At 72.1% G+C, this 17,911-nt stretch carries 18 protein-coding genes and 2 pseudogenes; 6 read left to right on the forward strand and 14 right to left on the reverse strand.

Going from position 1 to position 17,911, the window contains the following annotated elements:
- Positions 1 to 137 precede the first annotated feature (137 nt).
- Positions 138 to 731 (forward strand): hypothetical protein, encoded by a 594-nt coding sequence (locus tag ABZW30_RS07880; protein ID WP_355670150.1) that lies wholly within the window; start codon positions 138 to 140, stop codon positions 729 to 731.
- Positions 732 to 744: 13 nt separating this feature from the next.
- On the opposite strand, the gene ABZW30_RS07885 is transcribed toward ABZW30_RS07880, so the two are convergent.
- Positions 745 to 1,740, reverse strand: coding sequence for a DMT family transporter (locus ABZW30_RS07885; RefSeq protein ID WP_355670151.1), 996 nt, complete (start codon positions 1,738 to 1,740; stop codon positions 745 to 747).
- Between the two features lie 193 nt (positions 1,741 to 1,933).
- Positions 1,934 to 2,599, reverse strand: coding sequence for a CatB-related O-acetyltransferase (locus ABZW30_RS07890; RefSeq protein WP_355670152.1), 666 nt, complete (start codon positions 2,597 to 2,599; stop codon positions 1,934 to 1,936).
- A gap of 94 nt (positions 2,600 to 2,693) precedes the next feature.
- On the opposite strand from ABZW30_RS07890, the gene ABZW30_RS07895 reads away from it, so the two are divergent.
- From ABZW30_RS07895 to ABZW30_RS07905, 3 genes are all read left to right on the forward strand, one after another.
- On the forward strand, positions 2,694 to 3,344 hold the full coding sequence (locus tag ABZW30_RS07895) for a TetR/AcrR family transcriptional regulator (RefSeq protein WP_355670153.1): 651 nt from the start codon (positions 2,694 to 2,696) through the stop codon (positions 3,342 to 3,344).
- Positions 3,345 to 3,428: 84 nt separating this feature from the next.
- Positions 3,429 to 4,139, forward strand: a complete 711-nt coding sequence (locus ABZW30_RS07900; RefSeq protein WP_355670154.1) for a peptidylprolyl isomerase — start codon at positions 3,429 to 3,431, stop codon at positions 4,137 to 4,139.
- Between the two features lie 64 nt (positions 4,140 to 4,203).
- Positions 4,204 to 4,599, forward strand: a complete 396-nt coding sequence (locus tag ABZW30_RS07905; protein ID WP_355670155.1) for a MazG-like family protein — start codon at positions 4,204 to 4,206, stop codon at positions 4,597 to 4,599.
- Between the two features lie 68 nt (positions 4,600 to 4,667).
- On the opposite strand, the gene ABZW30_RS07910 is transcribed toward ABZW30_RS07905, so the two are convergent.
- The 7 genes from ABZW30_RS07910 to ABZW30_RS07940 all read right to left on the reverse strand — a co-directional run bounded on the left by ABZW30_RS07910 (position 4,668) and on the right by ABZW30_RS07940 (position 12,420).
- Complete coding sequence (locus ABZW30_RS07910; RefSeq protein WP_355670177.1) at positions 4,668 to 5,957, reverse strand: geranylgeranyl reductase family protein; 1,290 nt, start codon at positions 5,955 to 5,957, stop codon at positions 4,668 to 4,670.
- 145 nt (positions 5,958 to 6,102) lie between these two features.
- Positions 6,103 to 6,798, reverse strand: a complete 696-nt coding sequence (locus tag ABZW30_RS07915; protein ID WP_355670156.1) for a demethylmenaquinone methyltransferase — start codon at positions 6,796 to 6,798, stop codon at positions 6,103 to 6,105.
- Positions 6,799 to 6,865: 67 nt separating this feature from the next.
- The gene (locus ABZW30_RS07920; protein WP_355670157.1) at positions 6,866 to 7,453 is read right to left on the reverse strand and encodes a hypothetical protein; all 588 of its coding nucleotides are present in this window, start codon (positions 7,451 to 7,453) and stop codon (positions 6,866 to 6,868) included.
- 256 nt (positions 7,454 to 7,709) lie between these two features.
- Positions 7,710 to 8,342, reverse strand: a complete 633-nt coding sequence (locus ABZW30_RS07925) for a hypothetical protein (RefSeq protein ID WP_355670158.1) — start codon at positions 8,340 to 8,342, stop codon at positions 7,710 to 7,712.
- A gap of 10 nt (positions 8,343 to 8,352) precedes the next feature.
- Positions 8,353 to 9,573 (reverse strand): cyclic dehypoxanthinyl futalosine synthase, encoded by a 1,221-nt coding sequence (mqnC, locus tag ABZW30_RS07930; RefSeq protein ID WP_355670159.1) that lies wholly within the window; start codon positions 9,571 to 9,573, stop codon positions 8,353 to 8,355.
- Positions 9,574 to 9,646: 73 nt separating this feature from the next.
- Positions 9,647 to 11,344: a serine/threonine-protein kinase gene (locus ABZW30_RS07935; RefSeq protein WP_355670160.1), complete on the reverse strand. Its 1,698-nt coding sequence runs from the start codon at positions 11,342 to 11,344 to the stop codon at positions 9,647 to 9,649.
- 173 nt (positions 11,345 to 11,517) lie between these two features.
- Positions 11,518 to 12,420, reverse strand: a complete 903-nt coding sequence (locus ABZW30_RS07940) for a menaquinone biosynthesis protein (protein ID WP_355670161.1) — start codon at positions 12,418 to 12,420, stop codon at positions 11,518 to 11,520.
- A 375-nt stretch (positions 12,421 to 12,795) separates the two neighbouring features.
- On the opposite strand from ABZW30_RS07940, the gene ABZW30_RS07945 reads away from it, so the two are divergent.
- On the forward strand, positions 12,796 to 12,999 hold the full coding sequence (locus ABZW30_RS07945; protein WP_355670162.1) for a cold-shock protein: 204 nt from the start codon (positions 12,796 to 12,798) through the stop codon (positions 12,997 to 12,999).
- A gap of 205 nt (positions 13,000 to 13,204) precedes the next feature.
- Here ABZW30_RS07945 and ABZW30_RS07950 read toward each other — a convergent pair.
- The 5 genes and pseudogenes from ABZW30_RS07950 to ABZW30_RS07970 form a co-directional block, all read right to left on the reverse strand.
- Positions 13,205 to 13,366: pseudogene (locus ABZW30_RS07950) on the reverse strand (dicarboxylate/amino acid:cation symporter); the annotation flags it as partial.
- Between the two features lie 214 nt (positions 13,367 to 13,580).
- Positions 13,581 to 14,876 (reverse strand): transglycosylase family protein, encoded by a 1,296-nt coding sequence (locus ABZW30_RS07955; protein ID WP_355670163.1) that lies wholly within the window; start codon positions 14,874 to 14,876, stop codon positions 13,581 to 13,583.
- 187 nt (positions 14,877 to 15,063) lie between these two features.
- Complete coding sequence (locus ABZW30_RS07960) at positions 15,064 to 16,494, reverse strand: CHAP domain-containing protein (RefSeq protein ID WP_355670164.1); 1,431 nt, start codon at positions 16,492 to 16,494, stop codon at positions 15,064 to 15,066.
- A gap of 136 nt (positions 16,495 to 16,630) precedes the next feature.
- A complete protein-coding gene (locus ABZW30_RS07965; RefSeq protein WP_355670165.1) occupies positions 16,631 to 16,780 on the reverse strand; it encodes a hypothetical protein in 150 nt (49 codons plus the stop codon).
- A gap of 144 nt (positions 16,781 to 16,924) precedes the next feature.
- Positions 16,925 to 17,281 carry a hypothetical protein gene (locus tag ABZW30_RS07970; protein ID WP_355670166.1) on the reverse strand — a complete coding sequence of 119 codons (357 nt, stop codon included), beginning with the start codon at positions 17,279 to 17,281 and terminating at the stop codon, positions 16,925 to 16,927.
- Positions 17,282 to 17,438: 157 nt separating this feature from the next.
- On the opposite strand from ABZW30_RS07970, the pseudogene ABZW30_RS07975 reads away from it, so the two are divergent.
- Positions 17,439 to 17,911: pseudogene (locus ABZW30_RS07975) on the forward strand (helix-turn-helix transcriptional regulator); the annotation flags it as partial.

Here is a 17,911-nt window from a genome sequence, read left to right on the forward strand (position 1 = left end):
GCCTGTGCCGATCGGCATATTTCACAGGCCGGTTGAGCAGCTGGAACAGCCCGATCGGCACTGCCGTGGCCCCCTGTCGGACCTCCAGTCTTGAGTCATCGCACCGGCCGAGGGGCCGGACCGGAAGGGAGCCCGCCGTGTCCAAGCTCGTGATCAACGCCCGCACCACCGCCCACCGTCCCCATGCGTCCGGGGCGGCCAGCGCGGCCGCCCCGGACGTCCCGCCCGCACCGCGCTGGGCCCAACTGGCCGCCAAGGCCGCCGCCTTGAGCACCGTCTCCTCCGGGGTGTGGCGGATCGCCTTCGGCTTCGGCGTCCCGGTCGGCTTCACCGGCGCAACGGCTGCGGCGTACGGCGAGCACCAGCCGGGTTGGGGCACCGTCTACTGCGTGGTGCTCAGCGCGCTGACCGAGGCGCTGGCCTTCCTGACCGTCGGTCTGGTCCGGCCCTGGGGCCAGGTGGTGCCCCGCTGGATCCCACTGATCGGAGATCGGAGGGTGCGCCCGTTGACCGCTGTCATCCCGGCCCTGATCGGCTCGGCCATCCTGACCAAGGTGGGAATGCTCTCCCTGTTCGGCGGCTGGGCCCGCAACCTGGCCGAGCCGGATTCGCCGCGCGGCTTCGGCGCCCTGGTGATGACCCTCGCCTACCTGCCCCTGGTCGTCTGGGGCCCGCTGCTCGGCGCGGTCACCATCGACTACGCCCGCCGGACGCTGTGGCGGCGCCGGTGACCACGACGACGGATCACGCCGGGGCCGGCTCCCGCCGCTGTTCCCCGGCCCCCGTATCCGTCCCCGCGTCCGCCCCGGCACCTGTCCCGTCCTCGCCCCCGGTCGGGCGCGGCACGGGGGCGGTGCGGCGGCCCCACTCGGTCGCGACCAGCACCAGGGCTCCGCCGAGCAGGGCGAGCGGGCCCATCCGGTTCCCGGCGACGGTGATGCCGAACACCGCGGCCCACAGCGGTTCGGTACCGAGCAGCAGGCTCACTCGGGAGGGCGAGGTGGCCCGCACGGCCCACATCTGGACGAAGAAGGCGAACAGCGTGCAGAACAAGGACAGGTGCAGCAACCAGGCCCACTGGCCGGCCCCGTACGAACGGGCGACGGTCCACGGCGCCGGCCCAACGGACAGCGCGACGACGGCGAATACTCCGGTGGCCACAGCGAGTTGGACCCAGGTCACGGCGAGCATGTCGGTATCGCGGACGGCCCGGGTGCGGGCCATCGCGAGGACGTACGCCGAGCGGACGAAGGCCGCTCCCAGCACCAGCAGGTCGCCAACCGAGGGAGCACGCAGCCCGCCGTCGCCGGTGAGCAGGGCGACGCCGAGAACGGCCAGCGCGGCGGCCGCCAGGAAGGCCCGCGGTGGCGCGGTCCGGCCGAGGGCGCTCTCACCGAGCGGGGTGAGCACCATCGCGAGGCTGATGATCAGCCCGGCGTTGGTCGCGGAGGTGTGCACGGCACCAAAGGTCTCCAGCAGGAAGATCCCACTGAGCACCAGCCCCAGTGCGGCGCCGCCGAGCCACTCCGCCCGGCTCAGCCTCCGCAGGGCCCGCCAGGCGACCGCCCCTAGCAGCGGCAGCACCAGCCCGAAGCGCAGCACGAGCATCGCCACGACCGTCCCAGGCTCGGCGACCCGCTGGACGGCGAGGAAGCTCGACCCCCACACCACCGCCACGAGCAGCACCGGAAGATCACGAAGGGCCGACGAGGACGAGTCCTTGGACGGGGAGGCAGGCATGACGAAGATCCCTCCGAGCGAGCGGAACCGGCGGGCGCGAGTACCGTACGGCGTCGGACGGACCCAGTGGCCGGGCGGAAGGCCCGGCGGTGGACGAGGCACAGCGTGGAGCGGGGGAGCGCCATCCTCGCGCACCAAACCGTCGGCGATCAATGCCGTTCCGGACACCGGATGGTCGGCTTGGCCGGTCCGGTCAGCCGTCGAGCAGCCCGTTCACCGCGGCGATCGCCTCGATCTCGGCCGGAGTTCCGGACATGATGACGCGGACGTGCTCGGTGACGAGCTCAGCCGGCCAGTCCCACCAGGCGGCGCGGAGCAGGCGCTCGATGTCGGCGTCGTCGAAGCGGCGCCGGATCGGACGGGCGGGGTTGCCGCCGACGATCGTGTAGGGCTCGACGTCGGCGGTGACCACCGCACCGGCCGCGATGATCGCGCCGTCGCCGATCCGGACCCCGGGCAGGACGGTGGCCCCGAAGCCGAACCAGACGTCGTTGCCGATCACGGTGTCGCCCCGGCTGGGCAGGCCGGTGACGATGTCGAGGGTCCGCTCGGTCCAGCTGCCGCCGAACATCGTGAAGGGGAAGGTGGAGACGCCGATGGTCGGGTGGGCGGCACCGGCCATCAGGAAGCGGGTCCCGGTGGCGATCGCACAGTACTTGCCGATCACCAGCCGCTCGGGGCCGTACGCGTAGAGGACGTTGCGCTCCTCGAAGCGGGTGGCGCCGTCGAGGTCGTCGAAGTAGGTGTAGTCGCCGACCTCGATCCGCGGGTCGGTGACGAGCGGCCGCAGCAGGACGACCCGGTCGTGGCCGGCGAGCGGGTGGAGCACGGCGGGGTCGGGAATGGCGGCGGCGGTCACACAAGCTCCTCTCGTAATGCGACTTAGGTCGCATTACGATGAGCATGGCACGACCGCCGCCCCACAGCAAGCCTTAATGCGACTGGAGTCGACTTTGACCGGAGCCACTCACCCCGAGCAGCCGCCCCACACCCCCGCCTCGCGCCCCGGCGGCCGCAGCGCCCGGGTCCGAGCGGACGTGGTCGCGGCCACGCTCGCCGAGGTCACCGAGAAGGGGTACGACGGACTGACCGTGGAGGCGGTCGCCACCCGCTCCGGCGTCCACAAGGCGACCCTCTACCGCCGCTGGAGCGGGGTGGACGGCCTGGTCGCGGAGGCCCTCGCCGCCTCTGCCGACCAGCCCTGGCCGCTGCCCGACACCGGGGACCTCCGGGAGGACCTCCGCCGGATCACCCGGGAGGTGTTCGACGTCTTCACCGACCCCGAACTCGGCCCCACGCCCACCGCATTGATCTCCGCTGCCCAGCGCTCCGATGTCGGCGCCGCCGCCCTGCGCGCCTTCTTCGCGGCCCGCCACCGCCAGGCCGCCGAGGTGGCCGAACGGGCTGCCACCCGGGGTGACCTGCCCGCCGGGACGGACGGCGCCGAGGTGGTCCGGGCGGCCACCGCCCCGCTCTACTTCCGGCTGTTCGTCACCGGCGAGCCACTGGACGCCCGCACCGCCGAACGAGCCGCCGACGCCGCCGCCCTGGCCGCCCGCGCCGGGCTGTTCACCACCATCCAGGCTGACCCGGAAGGCAACTGACGCACAATCGACACATCGCGACCGAACCGGCCCCGTCCGTCCCGCCCCCTACCGGAGACCCACCCGGCCGTGGATGATGCCTCCATGACAAGCATGCCGTCCACCACCCCACGGAAGGCCCGTCACGTGAAGCGCAAGCACTGGGCGCTGGTCGCCGCCGCCACCGCCCTCCCGCTCGCGGCGAGCACCGGGACCGCCGTCGCCGCCCCCGCGGACGCCACCCCCGCCCCGGGCGCGACCTGCACCTACACACCCGCCGTACCGGCCGACAACTTCAAGGGCATCCCGGTCTTCGACGCCAAGAAGGCGTCCCAGCCTTACCACGCGACGCTGCGGACCAACCAGGGCCCGATCACCTTCGAGGCGCTGACCGACAAGGCACCCTGCACCTCCTTCTCGTTCCGCTTCCTCGCCGAGCACGACTACTTCGACCGCACCCACTGCCACCGCCTCACCACCCAGCGGATCTACGTCCTGCAGTGCGGCGACCCGACCGGCACCGGCAGCGGCGGCCCCGGCTACTCCTTCCCGGACGAGAACCTCAGCGGGGCCACCTACCCGGCCGGCACCGTGGCCATGGCCAATGCCGGCCCGAACACCAACGGCAGCCAGTTCTTCTTCGTCTGGAAGGACACCAAGCTCTCCCCCGCCTACACCCCGTTCGGCCGGATCACCTCGGGTCTGGACGTCCTGCAGAAGATCGCCGCCGCCGGCGAGGACGACCAGAACAACCCGGGCGACGGCTTCCCCAACGTCCCGGTGAACATCCGCCATGTGAAGATCAGCAAGCGCTGAGCCCGGCGTCGCACCGCTCCCGTACGGTGGCAGTACCGACCACACCGCAGGGGAGCAGCACCGCATGGACAGCCGGATCTGGGAGAGCGTCGACCACCTGGTCGCATGGCTGGACGAGCACAGCACCCAGTCGCCGCAGGAGGAGCGCCTGCTGCGGCTGCTCAAGCTCTCCGAGGAGGTGGGCGAGGTCGGCGCGGCGGTGATCGGCGCCACCGGCCAGAACCCGCGCAAGGGCGTCACCCACACCTGGGAGGACGTCCAGCACGAGCTCTGCGACGTCGTCTTCAGCGCCCTGGTCGCCCTGCGGACGCTCACCCCGGACGCGGCCCGGGTGTTCGCCGAGCGCCTCGCCTACGTCGAGCAGCGCTCCGCCGCCTCCCGCGACACCCTGGGGGCGGCGGAGACTGCGGCGGCGGAGGCTACGGAGACTGCCGAGGCGGCAGCGCCGGACCCGCGCTAGCCGCCGGATCCGCGCCCAACGCCGAACCCGCGTTGGGCGCCGAACCCTCGTCGGGCACCGGATCCGGGTCAGGCGTTGGGCGCGACCCGGGTCAGGCCGTTGATCACGCGGTCCATCGCGTCGCCGCCCTGCGGGTCGGTGAGGTTGGCGAGCAGCTTGAGGGTGAAGCGCATCAGCAGCGGCCGGGGCAGCCCGTGCTGGGCGGCCAGCTGCATCACCTTGGGGTTGCCGATGAGCTTCACGAAGGCGCGGCCCAGCGTGTAGTAGCCGCCGTACACGTCCTTGAGGATGCGCGGGTAGGCCTGCAGGGCCCGCTCCCGGCCGCCGACCGTGACCCGGGCCAGGGCCTGGGTGATGACCCCGGCGGCGATCTGGCCGGATTCCATCGCGTAGGCGATGCCCTCGCCGTTGAACGGGTTGACCATGCCGCCAGCGTCGCCGACCAGCAGCAGGCCGCGGGTGTAGTGCGGCTGCCGGTTGAAGGCCATCGGCAACGCGGCACCGCGGATCGGGTCGGTCATGTTCTCGGGGGTGTAGCCCCACTCCTCCGGCATGCTCGCGCACCAGGCCTTGAGCACCTCGCGCCAGTCCAGCTCGCCGAACGCGGAGGAGGAGTTGAGGATCCCGAGGCCGACGTTGGAGGTGCCGTCGCCCATGCCGAAGACCCAGCCGTATCCGGGCAGCAGCTTGCGCTGGCCACCGCGGGTGTCCCACAGCTCCAGCCAGGACTCCAGGTAGTCGTCGTCGTGGCGCGGCGAGTTGAAGTAGGTGCGGTAGGCGACGCCCATCGGGCGGTCCTCGCGCCGGTGCAGGCCCATGGCCAGCGAGAGCCGGGTGGAGTTGCCGTCGGCGGCGACCACCAGCGGGGCACGGAAGGTGACCGGCCGCTTCTCGTCGCCGAGCTTGGCGGTGACGCCGACGATCCGGCCGGTCCGGTCGTCCAGGACCGGCCCGCTGACGTTGCAGCGTTCGTAGAGCCGGGCGCCGGCCTTCTCTGCCTGACGGGCCAGCAGCTCGTCGAAGTCGGCGCGCTTGCGGACCAGGCCGTAGTCCGGGAACGAGGACAGCTCGGGCCAGTCCAGCTCCAGTCGGACGCCGCCGCCGATGATGCGCAGGCCCTTGTTGTGCAGCCAGCCGTTCTCGGTGGAGACGTCGATGCCCATGTCCACGAGTTGCTTGGTGGCGCGCGGGGTCAGGCCGTCGCCGCAGACCTTCTCGCGCGGGAAGGCGGTCTTCTCCAGCAACAGCACGTCCAGTCCGGCCTGGGCCAGGTAGTACGCGGTGGTGGAGCCGGCCGGGCCCGCGCCGACCACGATGACGTCGGCGGTGCTCTCGACCGTGCTGTCCGGCTTCGTCAGATCGGCTGCGGTCTCGGACACGTGGACACACTCCTGGAGCTGCGGCGGGGGGAACGGCGGCTTTTGTCTCCGGCAGTCTAGTTCCGCTCACACCGCCGGAGACCCCCGCGCCCTACCGCACCCGCTACCCGCTACCCGCTACCCGCTACGCGAGCTTGTAGCCCCGGTGCAGCGCCACGACCCCGCCGGTGAGGTTGCGCCAGGCCACCTTCGACCAGCCGCTCTCCTGCAGCTTGGTGGCCAGCGCGGGCTGGTCCGGCCAGACCCGGATGGACTCGGCGAGGTAGACGTACGCGTCCGCGTTGCTGCTGACGGCGGTCGCCACCGGCGGCAGCGCACGCATCAGGTACTCGGTGTAGACCGTGCGGAACGGCGTCCAGGTCGGCGTGGAGAACTCGCAGATCACCAGCTTGCCGCCGGGCTTGGTGACCCGGTGCATCTCGCGCAGCGCCGCCACGGTCTCCTGGACGTTGCGCAGCGCGAAGGAGATCGTCACCGAGTCGAAGGTGTCGTCCGCGAACGGCAGCCGGGTGGCGTCGCCGGCGGTGAGCGGCAGCTCGGGGTGACGGCGCTTGCCCTCGGCGAGCATGCCGACCGAGAAGTCGCACGGGACGACCTTGGCCCCGGCCTCGGCGAAGGGCAGCGAGGAGGTACCGGTGCCGGCCCCGAGGTCGAGCACGAGGTCCCCCGGTCCGGCGGCCACCGCCTCGGCCACCGCCCGGCGCCAGGCGCGGGCCTGGCCGAGGGAGAGCACGTCGTTGGTGAGGTCGTACTTGGCCGCGACGTCGTCGAACATGGCGGCGACTTCGTGCGGCTGCTTGTCCAGAGAGGCTCGGGTCACGAACCCATTCTTCACCCTGGAACGGACGCGCCGACCAACGGGGCACACCGGGCGCCGTCCAGCGGCGTCAGTGTGACCCGCGCCGCCCGCCCGCGCGCCGCCGGCGCCGGGAGCGCTTGCCGTGGGTGATCGCGGGCATCCCCTCGGCGAGCGCCTCGGTGGCCAGCGCGAGGTTGGCGGCGAGCTTTCCCTGCCCTGCGCGGACCGCGACGGCCCGCCGGTGCCGCCGGATGCGCAGCACGCAGATCGCGAAGAGCGCCACGGCCACCGGCACGCTGAACCGGGCCAGCCCCACGCCGACCGGCTGGGGGTAGGTGTCGCCGCAGATCCGCACCGCGCCCGGGTCGTCGGCCGCGTGCTCCAGGCAGACCGGGTCACCGAGCTTGGCGCCGTCGGCCAGCGGCAGCGCGGCCGCGGTGTGCGGCTGGCCGCTCACCTTGTAGCTGACGGCGCTGTACGTGCCGCCGCCGGTCGGCAGCTGGGTGACGACGCCCTCGACTCTCACCGGGTGGGCCCCGATCCGGTCGGCCTGGTCGGCCTGGCGCCAACCGAGCAGGCACATGCCGACGGCCAGCACGGCGCTGAGCACGGCGGCGAGGTACCAACCACGGCCCAACCGCGGGGTGCGCGGCGGGGGGACGGTCGCGGTTCGCATGGTTCCTGTCCTGGCTTGCCTCCGGGGCCTTGGGACACGGCCCCGCCGCCCGCGGGCACGGGCGGTGGTGTGGTGAGGGTACGGAGTGAGCTGTCCGGGATCGTATCCGCTGGCGGGCCCTCAGGTCACGGCGAAGGGGCAATCACCCCCCGGGGTGGGCCCGGGAGTTCGGGTGCACACGAAGGAAGTTCCGTACGCCGCAAGACGATCCGACTACTGACGAGTACGTCACACCGGCCCGCATCCGCCGAGGGCGTCAGCGCCGCCGGTACACCAACCGCCCGCCCAGCACGGTCGCCAGACAGCCGCCCGGCAGCGGCCCGGAGTTCCCCTCGGTTTCAACCGCGAACACCGCGAAGTCCGCCCGACCCCCGGCCGCCACCCGCCCGTGCACGGCCCGCGCGAGCGGCAGCACCGCCAGCGGGTCCAGCGGCCCCGCCTCGGGCTCCGCCTGCCCCGGCAGCGTCACAAGCCCCGAACGCGCCACCGCCGTCCGCACCGAGGCCCGCTGGAAGGGCCCGGCCACCGCCGTCACCCCGAAGCCGAGCATCCGCTGCAGCCCGCGCCGGGCGCTCGCCCCGCACCGGGTCTCGTCGGCGCAGCCCACCAGTTCGTCCACGAGCGGATCGACGCCGATCCCCTCCCGCGGATCCGGATGGTAGTCCCGCTCCAACGCCCGTTGCCCGTACGGGTTGCGCAGCCCCGGCGTGAGCACGGCCGCGCCCCAGTCCCGGACCCGGGCCGCCGGGTGCGCCGCCGCCAGTTCCGGGTACGGCCCGACGGCCTCGATCCGCTCGCCGCGCACCACCACCGCCCCGTCGGCGAAGGACGGGGCGGTGGGATCGGCCGGGTCGGGCAGCACGAGGGCCGCCCGGTGCAGGGTCAGCACCGGCGCGGACTCAGTTGTCCAGGATCTTCAACTCGGGGTGCGCGGTGCCGCCCTCGATCGCCGTGGAGGCGATGTGCGAGGCGACCCGCGGGTCGACCGGGTCGTTCGCCGGGTCGTCCAGCACCCGCAGGTGCTCGTACGTGGTCGAACGCTGCGCCGGAACGCGGTCGGCGGCCCGGATCAGGTGGATCAGCTCGGTGAGGTTGGAGCGGTGCTTGGCACCGGCCGCCGAGACGACGTTCTCCTCCAGCATGACCGAGCCGAGGTCGTCCGCGCCGTAGTGCAGCGACAGCTGGCCCGCCTCCTTGCCGGTGGTGAGCCAGGAGCCCTGGATGTGGGCGACGTTGTCGAGGAACAGGCGGGCGATCGCGATCATCCGCAGGTACTCGAAGACGGTGGCCTGGGTCGAGCCCTTCAGGTGGTTGTTCTGCGGCTGGTAGGTGTACGGGATGAAGGCCCGGAAGCCGCCGGTGCGGTCCTGCACGTCACGGATCATCCGCAGGTGCTCGATCCGCTCGGCGTTGGTCTCGCCGGTGCCCATCAGCATGGTGGAGGTGGACTCCACGCCGAGGCCGTGGGAGATCTCCATGATCTCCAGCCAGCGCTCGCCCGACTCCTTCAGCGGGGCGATCGCCTTGCGCGGCCGCTCCGGCAGCAGCTCGGCGCCGGCGCCGGCGAAGGAGTCCAGGCCGGCCCGGTGGATCCGGGTGATGGCCTCCTCGACGGAGACGCTCGAGATCCGGGACATGTGCTCGACCTCGGAGGCGCCCAGCGAGTGGATCACCAGCTGCGGGAACTCGGCCTTGATCGCCGAGAACGCGCGCTCGTAGTACTCCACGCCGTAGTCCGGGTGGTGGCCGCCCTGGAACATGATCTGGGTGCCGCCCAGCTCGACCGTCTCGGCGCAGCGGCGCAGGATCTCGTCGAGCTCGCGGGACCAGCCCTTGTCGCTCTTCGGCGGCACGTAGAAGGCGCAGAACTTGCACGCCGTCACGCAGACGTTGGTGTAGTTGATGTTGCGCTCGATGATGTACGTCGCGATGTGCTCGGTACCGGCGTAGCGACGGCGGCGCACCGCGTCGGCGGCGGAGCCGAGCGCGTGCAGCGGCGCCGAGCGGTAGAGCTCCAGCGCCTCCTCCGAAGTGATCCGGCCGCCGGCGGCGGCCCGGTCGAGCACGGCCTGCAGGTCGGTGCTGGACGCATCGAGGGTGGTCGCTGCGAGCTCGGTCACCTGGCGGCCTTCTCTCTCTCAAGTGCTACTCGGGTACGGCCGAACCAGCCTACGCCAGGCCTTTCGGGCACCCTCAGCCCGCCGCCCCGTTCACCTTGCGCATCGTCCCGACCGGGTTCCCGGCCGCCGGATCGGCGGAACTGAACTTGATCGTTCCGTCGGCCTGCAGGGTGAGCGTCTCCGCGAAGGCGCCGCCGGTGCAGGCGCCGGGGATCGAGGAGTGCACCAGCCGGGACTGGAACACCAGCTTGGTGTCGGACACCGACTTGAGCGTCCAGGCGCCCTCACAGCTGATCGAGATCAGGCCTGAGAGACCGTTGCGGCTGGTGGTGCTCTCCTGACCGATCGCGGCCGGGCGGACGGTGAGCGTGGTGGTGCCGCCGGGCAGGCCCTTGTCGGTGACCATGTCCCCGCTCCAGGTGCCCAGGAACGCGGCCGGCACCGCGTTCGGCCCGCCCGTCGCGGGCGCCGAGGCCGACGCGGAGACGGACGCGGACGCCGACGGGGTGTCCGTGCCGCCCGGCACGAAGGCCCCGGGCGAGGCGATGGCGTCACTCGGGTCGACGGACGGAACCGCTATCGGCCGCACCGTCGGCACCACCGGATCGTCGCGGTGCAACCGCTCGTACAGCCCGTACCCCACACCCCCGAGCACCGCAGCCGTCAGCACCGCCGTCGTCACGACCCCGGCCCGCCGCCGCCACCACGGCTTGGCGGGCGTCGTGGTCTGCCCGAATCCCCCTGGCGGGTAGTAGCACGGGGGCATGGTCGGCGTCGCCACCACCTCGGCCCCGTCCTCGTCCTCCGTCCCTGCGGACGCAGTCGCCGCAACCGCAACCGCCGCCGCCCCCGCCTCCCCCGGTTCCTCCGGCTCCCCCTCCAGGTTCAGCAGCTCCACCGCGCTGCGCCCCACCCCCGCCGCCAGCGCGGGCGGCAGGAAGCCCCACAGCCGGGCGGTGCCCAGGCCGTCCGGGTCCAACCGGGCCGCCAGCTGCTGCGGGGTGGGCCGGGCACCCGGATCCTTGGCCAGGCAGTCGAGGACGATCGCCCGCAGCGGCTCGGCCAGCCCGGAGACGTCCGGCTCCTCGTGCAGCACCCGGTAGAGCAGGACGGCCGCGCTGACCCCCTCGCCGAAGGGGTGCACGCCGGTGGCGGCGAAGGCCAGCACGGCGCCGAGCGAGAAGACGTCCCCGGCCGGTCCGACCGGCTGCCCGTTCGCCTGTTCGGGCGCCATGAAGCCCGGCGAGCCGACCACATAGCCTGAACGAGTGAAACCGCTGGTCGCGTCCAGAGCCCGGGCGATCCCGAAGTCGATCAGCCGCGGCCCGTCCAGGGTCAGCAGCACATTGGACGGCTTGACGTCGCGGTGCACCAGGCCGAGCCCGTGCACATGGGTGAGCGCCTCGGCGAGCCCGACCCCGAGCGCGCGGACGGCCATCTCGGGCAGCGGCCCGTACTCCTGGACGGCGACGGTGAGCGCGGGGCCCGCCACGTAGCCGGTGGCGACCCAGGGCTGCCCGCCCTCGGTGTCGGCGTCCAGCACGGGCGCCGTCCAGCTGCCGCCGACCCGCCGTGCGGCGGCCACCTCCTGCCGGAACCGGGCGCGGAACTCGGCGTCGTCCGCCAACTCCGAGCGCACCACCTTGACGGCGACGGTGCGCCCGCCGGCCGTCCGGCCGAGGTAGACCCGGCCCATCCCGCCCGAACCGAGCCGCCGCAGCAGCCGGTAGGCGCCCACCTGGCGCGGGTCGTCCGCCCCCAGTGCCCGCATGCCCCGCACGCTCCCCTCGCACTCGCACGCGCGGCCCCCCGGGCGGGTGCCCGACCGCGTACGCCGCTTCCGGGCGCCTCCGCGGGGCCACCCGCCGGACGCGCCTCGGGAGCAGACCGTACCGGGCCGGGCCGACTTCCGGGGCTCCGGGCCGACTTCCCGGGGCCCTGGGCCTACTGGCCGGCGGGCAGCGCCACCGGCTCCAGCAGCCGCACCGCCACGTCCGGCGCGAACCCGCTGTCGTGCGCGACCCGCCGGGCGAATTCGGCGACCCCGGCCAGCTGCCGCTCGCCGAGCGAGAAGTCCAGCGCCTCGCTGAAGTACCGCTCCAGCACGTCCGGCTCGAAGGCCTCCCAGCGGGCGGCCTGCTCGGCGACCTTGGCGGCCTCCACCAGCGACAGGTCGCGGGACTCCAGGAAGGCCCGGTGGACGGCCGCGGTCAGCTCGGGGCGGCGCTCGGCGAACTCCCGGCGCACGGCCCAGACCGCGAAGACGAACGGCAGACCGGTCCACTCCTTCCACATCGCGCCCAGGTCGTGGACGGTCAGCCCGAGGTCGGCGGCCTGCCCGAGGTAGGCGCGCAGCGCCGGGTCGCCGATCAGGACGGCGGCGTCGGCCTCGGCCAGCATCGCGCTGAGGTCCGGCGGGCAGCTGAAGTAGTCGGGGCGCACACCCTCCCTCTCCTCCAGGAGCAGCCGGGCCAGCCGGACCGAGGTGCGGCTGGTGGAGCCGAGGGCGACCCGGCGGCCGTCGAGGTCGGCGAGCGGCACCTTGCTGACGATCAGGCAGGACATCACCGGGCCGTCGCTGCCGACCGCGATGTCGGGCAGGACCAGCAGGTCGTCGGCGTTGCGCAGGTACTCCACGCAGGTGATCGGCCCGATGTCCAGGGAACCGCCGACGAGCTGGTCGCTCAGCTTCTCCGGGGTGTCCTTGGTGAGGTCGAGATCAAGCAGATTGCCGGTCCTGGCGAGACCCCAGTAGAGGGGAACGCAGTTCAGGAACTGAATATGGCCGACCCGCGGCCTGACCGGCGTGTTCTCCTGGGGCTCCCGCGTTTGCACGTCCGCTGCCACTGCGCCGCTCCCTTGCTGTTCGTGCGCCTCCCCGCAGCGTATGCCCGCAGTTCACGAGGGGTCGCACCGGCCACCCGACACGCGCACGCGCGCCCTCAACAGGCCTTCGCACGCCCGCTCCCAGGCCTCACGACACGCGCCGTCCGCACCTCAGGCGACCCCTGGTCGTCACAGCGACCGCATGCTAGCGTTGCCCTCAGTTGCAGTTTGATTCCCCTTGCAGTACTTGAAGCCTGCGGAGCATGTAACCGCGGGCTTTTTGTAGTTTTTCAGCAATATCGAAAAACTTCGGACTCGTCCGGAGGCAGGGCGATCAGCGCAGCGGACCGGGTGCCACGCGGTGTGGCCCCCGACACGCATCGCAAGGAGAACGGCATGGCTCAGGGAACCGTCAAGTGGTTCAACGCTGAGAAGGGCTTCGGATTCATCGCCCAGGATGGCGGCGGCCCCGACGTCTTCGTCCACTACTCCGCCATCAACGCGAACGGCTTCCGTTCGCTGGAGGAGAACCAGGCGGTCACCTTCGACGTCACCCAGGGCCCGAAGGGTCCGCAGGCGGAGAACGTCAGCGCTGTCTGACCATCCTCTGATGTTCTGATCGCTCGGGACCCGCGCGGGTCCGCCGACGGCTCCCGACAGCCGTCACCATGAGCACAAGAGCAGCACCCAAGGGGGCCTGCCCATCGTGGCGGGCCCCCTGCCTTTTCCCCCTCGGGGAGAGCACGGCGAAGGGGCCGCCCTCGCACCAGGTGGTGCGAGGGCGGCCCCTTTCGTACCGCTCGGATCAGACCGCGGCCGGAGCCTTCGCGCCGGTCTGCGCCGGGACGACGGCCTTCGGCCCGTCCTCCTCGTACAGGTCACCGGAGGGGTTGTTGTACGCGGCGACGTCCAGGATCTTCTCCCGCGCGGCGACCAGCACCGGCACCAGCGCTTGACCGGCGACGTTGACAACTGATGCTGCACTGGTCTTGTCCCAGGAGTTCCACGGCGGGCTTCGCGGAAGGACCCCTGAGAGCGCAGGTCACGCCGCGGAGCCGACCGGGTGGTGGTGCCGCACGAGAGAGTGTCGGCGGGGCAGGCTTTTCCCTGCCTCCCAGCCCGAGGCCGTTCACCGTCTGGGAAGTGTTCGTGAGCGGACCCCACCACGCACTGGGCGAGGCTCAGAGAGTCCCGGTGATGCTGGCGGCGTAGTGGTTGCCATAGACGCCGGTCAGGTCGATTGCGGCGGCGTTCTGCCAGGTGCCGTCGGTGTGGCGGATGGCATGCAGGATGCGGTTGTCCGTCGTGACGAATGTGGCCTGGAGCTCGCCGGCGACCGTTGCGGCGCTCACTGACGTCGTGGTGAACGAGCCCGCCACCGGGGTCAGATCGGTCAGCGGCATCCACTGGCCGCTGGCGAGCCGGGCACCGTGGTACTGCTTCGTCCCCCCGTTCGACGCGATGACGATCTGCATGTCCGCACCGGCCCCGGTCATCGCGACGTCGGTCGCCGCTCCCGCGTCTCCGGCCATCGAGTACACGTCGCCCCAGGCACTCCACGTGCCGTCGGCGGCGCGGATCGAGTGGTAGACGCGGCCGCCGGCGACGGCCACCACCTGCAGCTGCCCGTTCACGGAAGCCTCGGACGCGCTGGTCACGGCCGCCGGCAGCGGACCCGCCTGCGACTGGACATCGGAGAACGCGGTCCATGTCCCGTCCGCGTGCCGCACGGTGTGGAACAGCCGCCCGCTCGCGACCGCCAGCACGTTCAGCTCCGGGCCGATCGACGCCGCCGACACCTTGGTCACCGACGTCAGGGACCCTGCCTGCGAGCTGACGTCGCCGAAGGCGCCCCACTGGCCGTCGGCGAACCGGACGACGTGGTAGATGTCGCCGTTGCCGCCGACCGCCACCACGTGCGTGTCGCCGTTGATTCCGGCGTCGGCCAGCGAACCGACGAGGCCGATGTCCCCGGTCTGCGCGTTGACGTTGGCGAAGCCCGACCAGTTGCCGGACGCGTCGCGGGTCGCGTGGAAGATTCCGCCGCCACCGTTCACCAGTACCTGCGCCTTCCAGCTCGGCGCGGGGGCAGGGGCGGGTGCGGGGTACGGGTCCGTGTGGTCGGTGGCGAGGCCGGTGCCCGGCGCGCACGACCAGGCGCGGGCGCCCTGGTCGGCGAGGAGCTTCTCGGCGATGAGGATCTGCTGCTGCTTGGTGGCCAGGTCCGGGCGGGGGGCGTAGTTGAGACCGCCGTAGTAGCGCCAGTTGTAGAGGCTGATCTGGAGGCCGCCGTAGTAGCCGTTGTTCGTGTTGATGCTCCAGTTGCCGGTGCTCTCGCAAGCCGCGACCTTGTCCCAGGTGGCGACCGAGGCGGCCGAGGCCTCCGTCGGGGCGAGCAATGGTACGGAAAGTGCCATCAGCACGGCGGCGGCAGATATCCGGCGGAGGACGGGGGCCTTGAGAGTGCGTGCGGGCATGGTGGGCTCCTGGGATTCTGCGGTGGTGGGCGCGTCGCGTGGGCAGCCGGGTCGGGTGCCGCGGGCCGGAAGGGGTGGCGGGCGGTATCCGCGGGGTGTTGCCGGTCAGGGCTGTGGTGCGGGCTGGGCGACCGCCCGGCCCCTGGAGCGGGACCGGGCGGTCGGGTTCTGGATCGTCGGCGACCCGTTACTTGGCGAGGGTCTCCAGGTGCATGTCGCCGTTGGGCATGCCGCTGGCGGAGATGGCGTTGACGTGGCCGCCGCCGTCGGCGAGCGCGGCGCCCTGCCAGGTGCCGTCGGCGTGGCGGACGTTGTCGTAGACCGAGCCGCCGGTGAGGGTCACCAGGTGCATGTCGCCGTTGGGCAGGGCCGCGACGGACACCGCGCCGACCCCGCCGCCGTTGTCGGCGACCTGGGCGCCCTGCCAGGTGCCGTTGGCGAAGCGGACGTTGTCGTACACCGAGCCGTTGTTGAGGGTCTCGACGTGCACGTCGCCGTTGGGCATGCCGACCGCGGCGACGGAGGAGACGTAGCCACCGTTGTCGAAGACCTGGGCGCCCTGCCAGGTGCCGTCGGCGTGGCGGACGTTGTCGTACACCGAGCCACCGGTGAGGGTCACCAGGTGCATGTCGCCGTTGGGCAGGGCCGCGACGGACACCGCGCCGACCGACCCGCCGCCGTCGGCGATCTTGGCGCCCTGCCAGGTGCCGTTGGCGAAGCGGATGTTGTCGTAGACCACGCCGCCGGAGAGGGTCTCGACGTGCATGTCGCCGTTGGGCATGCCGACCGCGGCGATCTGGTCGATGTGGCCGCCGCCGTCGGCGAGCGCGGCGCCCTGCCAGGTGCCGTTGGCGAAGCGGACGTTGTCGTACACCGAGCCGCCGACGAGGGTGAGGACGTGGGTGTCGCCGTTGGGCAGCGAGGCGGTGGTGACCTGGGAGACGTCGGCGCCGCCGTCGGCGAGCGCGGCGCCCTGCCAGGTGCCGTTGGCGAAGCGGATGTTGTCGTACACGTGGTTGCCCGGCGGCAGGGCGGGGGCGGGGGCGTCGCTTCCGCCGGAGTCCGTTCCGCCGATCGGCGAGACGTAGCCGCTGATGCGCTGGCCGCCCCAGCTGTAGCCGATCGCCGAGCTGTGGGTGGACTGCTGGACGATGGAGGTGGCGGACCAGTTGCCGTGCACGCCGTGCTCGTTGCCGCCGATGGTGGTGACGGTGCCGTTGCCGACGGCCGTCACGAGGGCGACGTGGTCGGCGTAGTCGTAGCCGTTGTAGTTGAAGAGGATCGCGTCGCCGACGTGCGGGGTGCTGTGCAGTCCGCCGTTGTAGCGGCCGAAGCTGCCGGCGCCCGAGGTGAGGCCGCTCACGTCGACGCCGTTCTGGGCCCAGACCCACTTGGCGAAGTCCGCGCACCAGGCTTCCCCGTTGCAGCTGCTGTAATACCCCGTCCCTCCCGCGCTGTTGGTCATGCAGTTCTTGTCGCCGAGGTTGGCCTGCGCGGTGACGGCGATGGAGGAGCCGATGCTGGCGGAAGCGGGCGCGGCGCCCAGAGCGAGGCTGATGGGCAGGAACGCGGCGGCGGTGCTCAGCGCGGCGGCACGACGAAAGTTCGTCTTGGGCATGACATATCTCCAGAGGCGGTGTGAGCCGGGACGTGAGTGCCGCGAGCACGATGCGCGGCAGGAATGAGTCGGGCGGAATCGGACGGTTGCCCTGCAGGAGCAACCGGTCGACGGGATACGGCGGCCCGGGCGGGGGTCAGCCCCAGATCATGTTGTCGGCCTGGACGGTGGCAGCCTGGACGGTGGTGACCGGCTGGGCGGAAGCGGCCTGCGCGGCAGCGGGAACCAGGGCGGCGAGGGCGAGGGCGGCGACCGCGGCGGCCTTGGCGATGACAGTGCGGGGCATGACGATGTCCTCTTCGGATGCGATGAAGTGCTGGATTCCGGTGTCGACGTCCCGCGGTGACGTGCTTTCCGGTCTGCCGTTCGAGCGATGCTCCCTTCCGGCGATCACTAGCTTCCCCGCTGGTCAGGGCCGGTGGAAGGGCTCTCAGGTGGACGGAAACGTCCCTGGACCGTTCCGGCCAGGGCGACCGGAAGAGGACAGCAGCCGCTCGTAGAAGGGCGTGACGAGTGGCGCGGCCACCCGTGCCGCACTCCAGCCGGCGAGCCGGGGGACGGCCGTCAGTGCGCGGCGGCAGAACGCGTCGGTCCGGCTCTCCGCCTCGGCGAGGGAGTCGGCAAGGAGGTAGACACCGAGCACCGGATTCGGGAGCGCATCCGGGTGGACGACGAGGTGCTCGACCCGGTCCTCCGGCCGAATGGCGGCCAGCAGGAGCTCACGGGCGTCGAGTGACAGTCGCAGGCCGGGCGAAAGGGGCCGCAACGCGGCATGAACGAGGTACATGGAGCGAGCGTGCCGAAGCGGGCAATCAGTGTGTAGAGGGCGAACATGGACGGTTCAGTCGGTGGCCGGAACCGTCCACACAGCCCGATGGCCGAGCTTCCACCGCCCGTGAAATGATCGCGTACGTTTCGAACACTGGTTCATCACGGGGGTGGGGATGCTCACGGCACTGGGTCTGGACGGAATCTCGGAGGCGGTCTACCGGGCGATGCTCGCCCATCCGCAGGACGGCGTCGCCGCCCTCGGGGTACGGCTGTCGCTGACCGACCCCCAGGTCAGGCAAGCCCTGGACACCCTCAGCGAACTGGCCCTGCTACGGCCGTCCGCGGACCGCGAGGGGGAACTGCGGGCGGTATCCCCCGAGGTCGGGATGGAGCTCCTGATGGCCCGCCAACAGGCGGAACTCGCCGCGCAGCAGCTGCGCGTGGAGGCCTCCCGGGCGGCAGCTGCACAGCTCATCGCCGACTACGCCGGCCTTCGGCCTGCCGGGAACCACCCCGGCGTCGAACAGCTCACGGGTCTCGACCAGATCCGGGACCGGCTCACGACGCTCACCCGGGAGGTGTGCGAGGAGGTCATGACCTTCGCGCCCGACGGCGGGCAGAAGCCCGAGAACATCGCGGCCGCCAA

Origin of the sequence: Kitasatospora sp. NPDC004669 (assembly GCF_040609455.1) — a bacterium.
GTDB lineage: Bacteria > Actinomycetota > Actinomycetes > Streptomycetales > Streptomycetaceae > Kitasatospora.

What these genes read in the sequence shown, in the direction of transcription:
- ABZW30_RS07885 (WP_355670151.1), bottom strand. Translation starts at nt 1,740, where the DNA reads ATGCCTGCCTCCCCGTCCAAGGACTCGTCCTCGTCGGCCCTTCGTGAT.
- ABZW30_RS07900 (WP_355670154.1), top strand. Translation starts at nt 3,429, where the DNA reads ATGACAAGCATGCCGTCCACCACCCCACGGAAGGCCCGTCACGTGAAG.
- ABZW30_RS07905 (WP_355670155.1), top strand. Translation starts at nt 4,204, where the DNA reads ATGGACAGCCGGATCTGGGAGAGCGTCGACCACCTGGTCGCATGGCTG.
- ABZW30_RS07920 (WP_355670157.1), bottom strand. Translation starts at nt 7,453, where the DNA reads ATGCGAACCGCGACCGTCCCCCCGCCGCGCACCCCGCGGTTGGGCCGT.
- ABZW30_RS07935 (WP_355670160.1), bottom strand. Translation starts at nt 11,344, where the DNA reads ATGCGGGCACTGGGGGCGGACGACCCGCGCCAGGTGGGCGCCTACCGG.
- ABZW30_RS07945 (WP_355670162.1), top strand. Translation starts at nt 12,796, where the DNA reads ATGGCTCAGGGAACCGTCAAGTGGTTCAACGCTGAGAAGGGCTTCGGA.
- ABZW30_RS07955 (WP_355670163.1), bottom strand. Translation starts at nt 14,876, where the DNA reads ATGCCCGCACGCACTCTCAAGGCCCCCGTCCTCCGCCGGATATCTGCC.
- ABZW30_RS07960 (WP_355670164.1), bottom strand. Translation starts at nt 16,494, where the DNA reads ATGCCCAAGACGAACTTTCGTCGTGCCGCCGCGCTGAGCACCGCCGCC.
- ABZW30_RS07965 (WP_355670165.1), bottom strand. Translation starts at nt 16,780, where the DNA reads ATGCCCCGCACTGTCATCGCCAAGGCCGCCGCGGTCGCCGCCCTCGCC.
- ABZW30_RS07970 (WP_355670166.1), bottom strand. Translation starts at nt 17,281, where the DNA reads ATGTACCTCGTTCATGCCGCGTTGCGGCCCCTTTCGCCCGGCCTGCGA.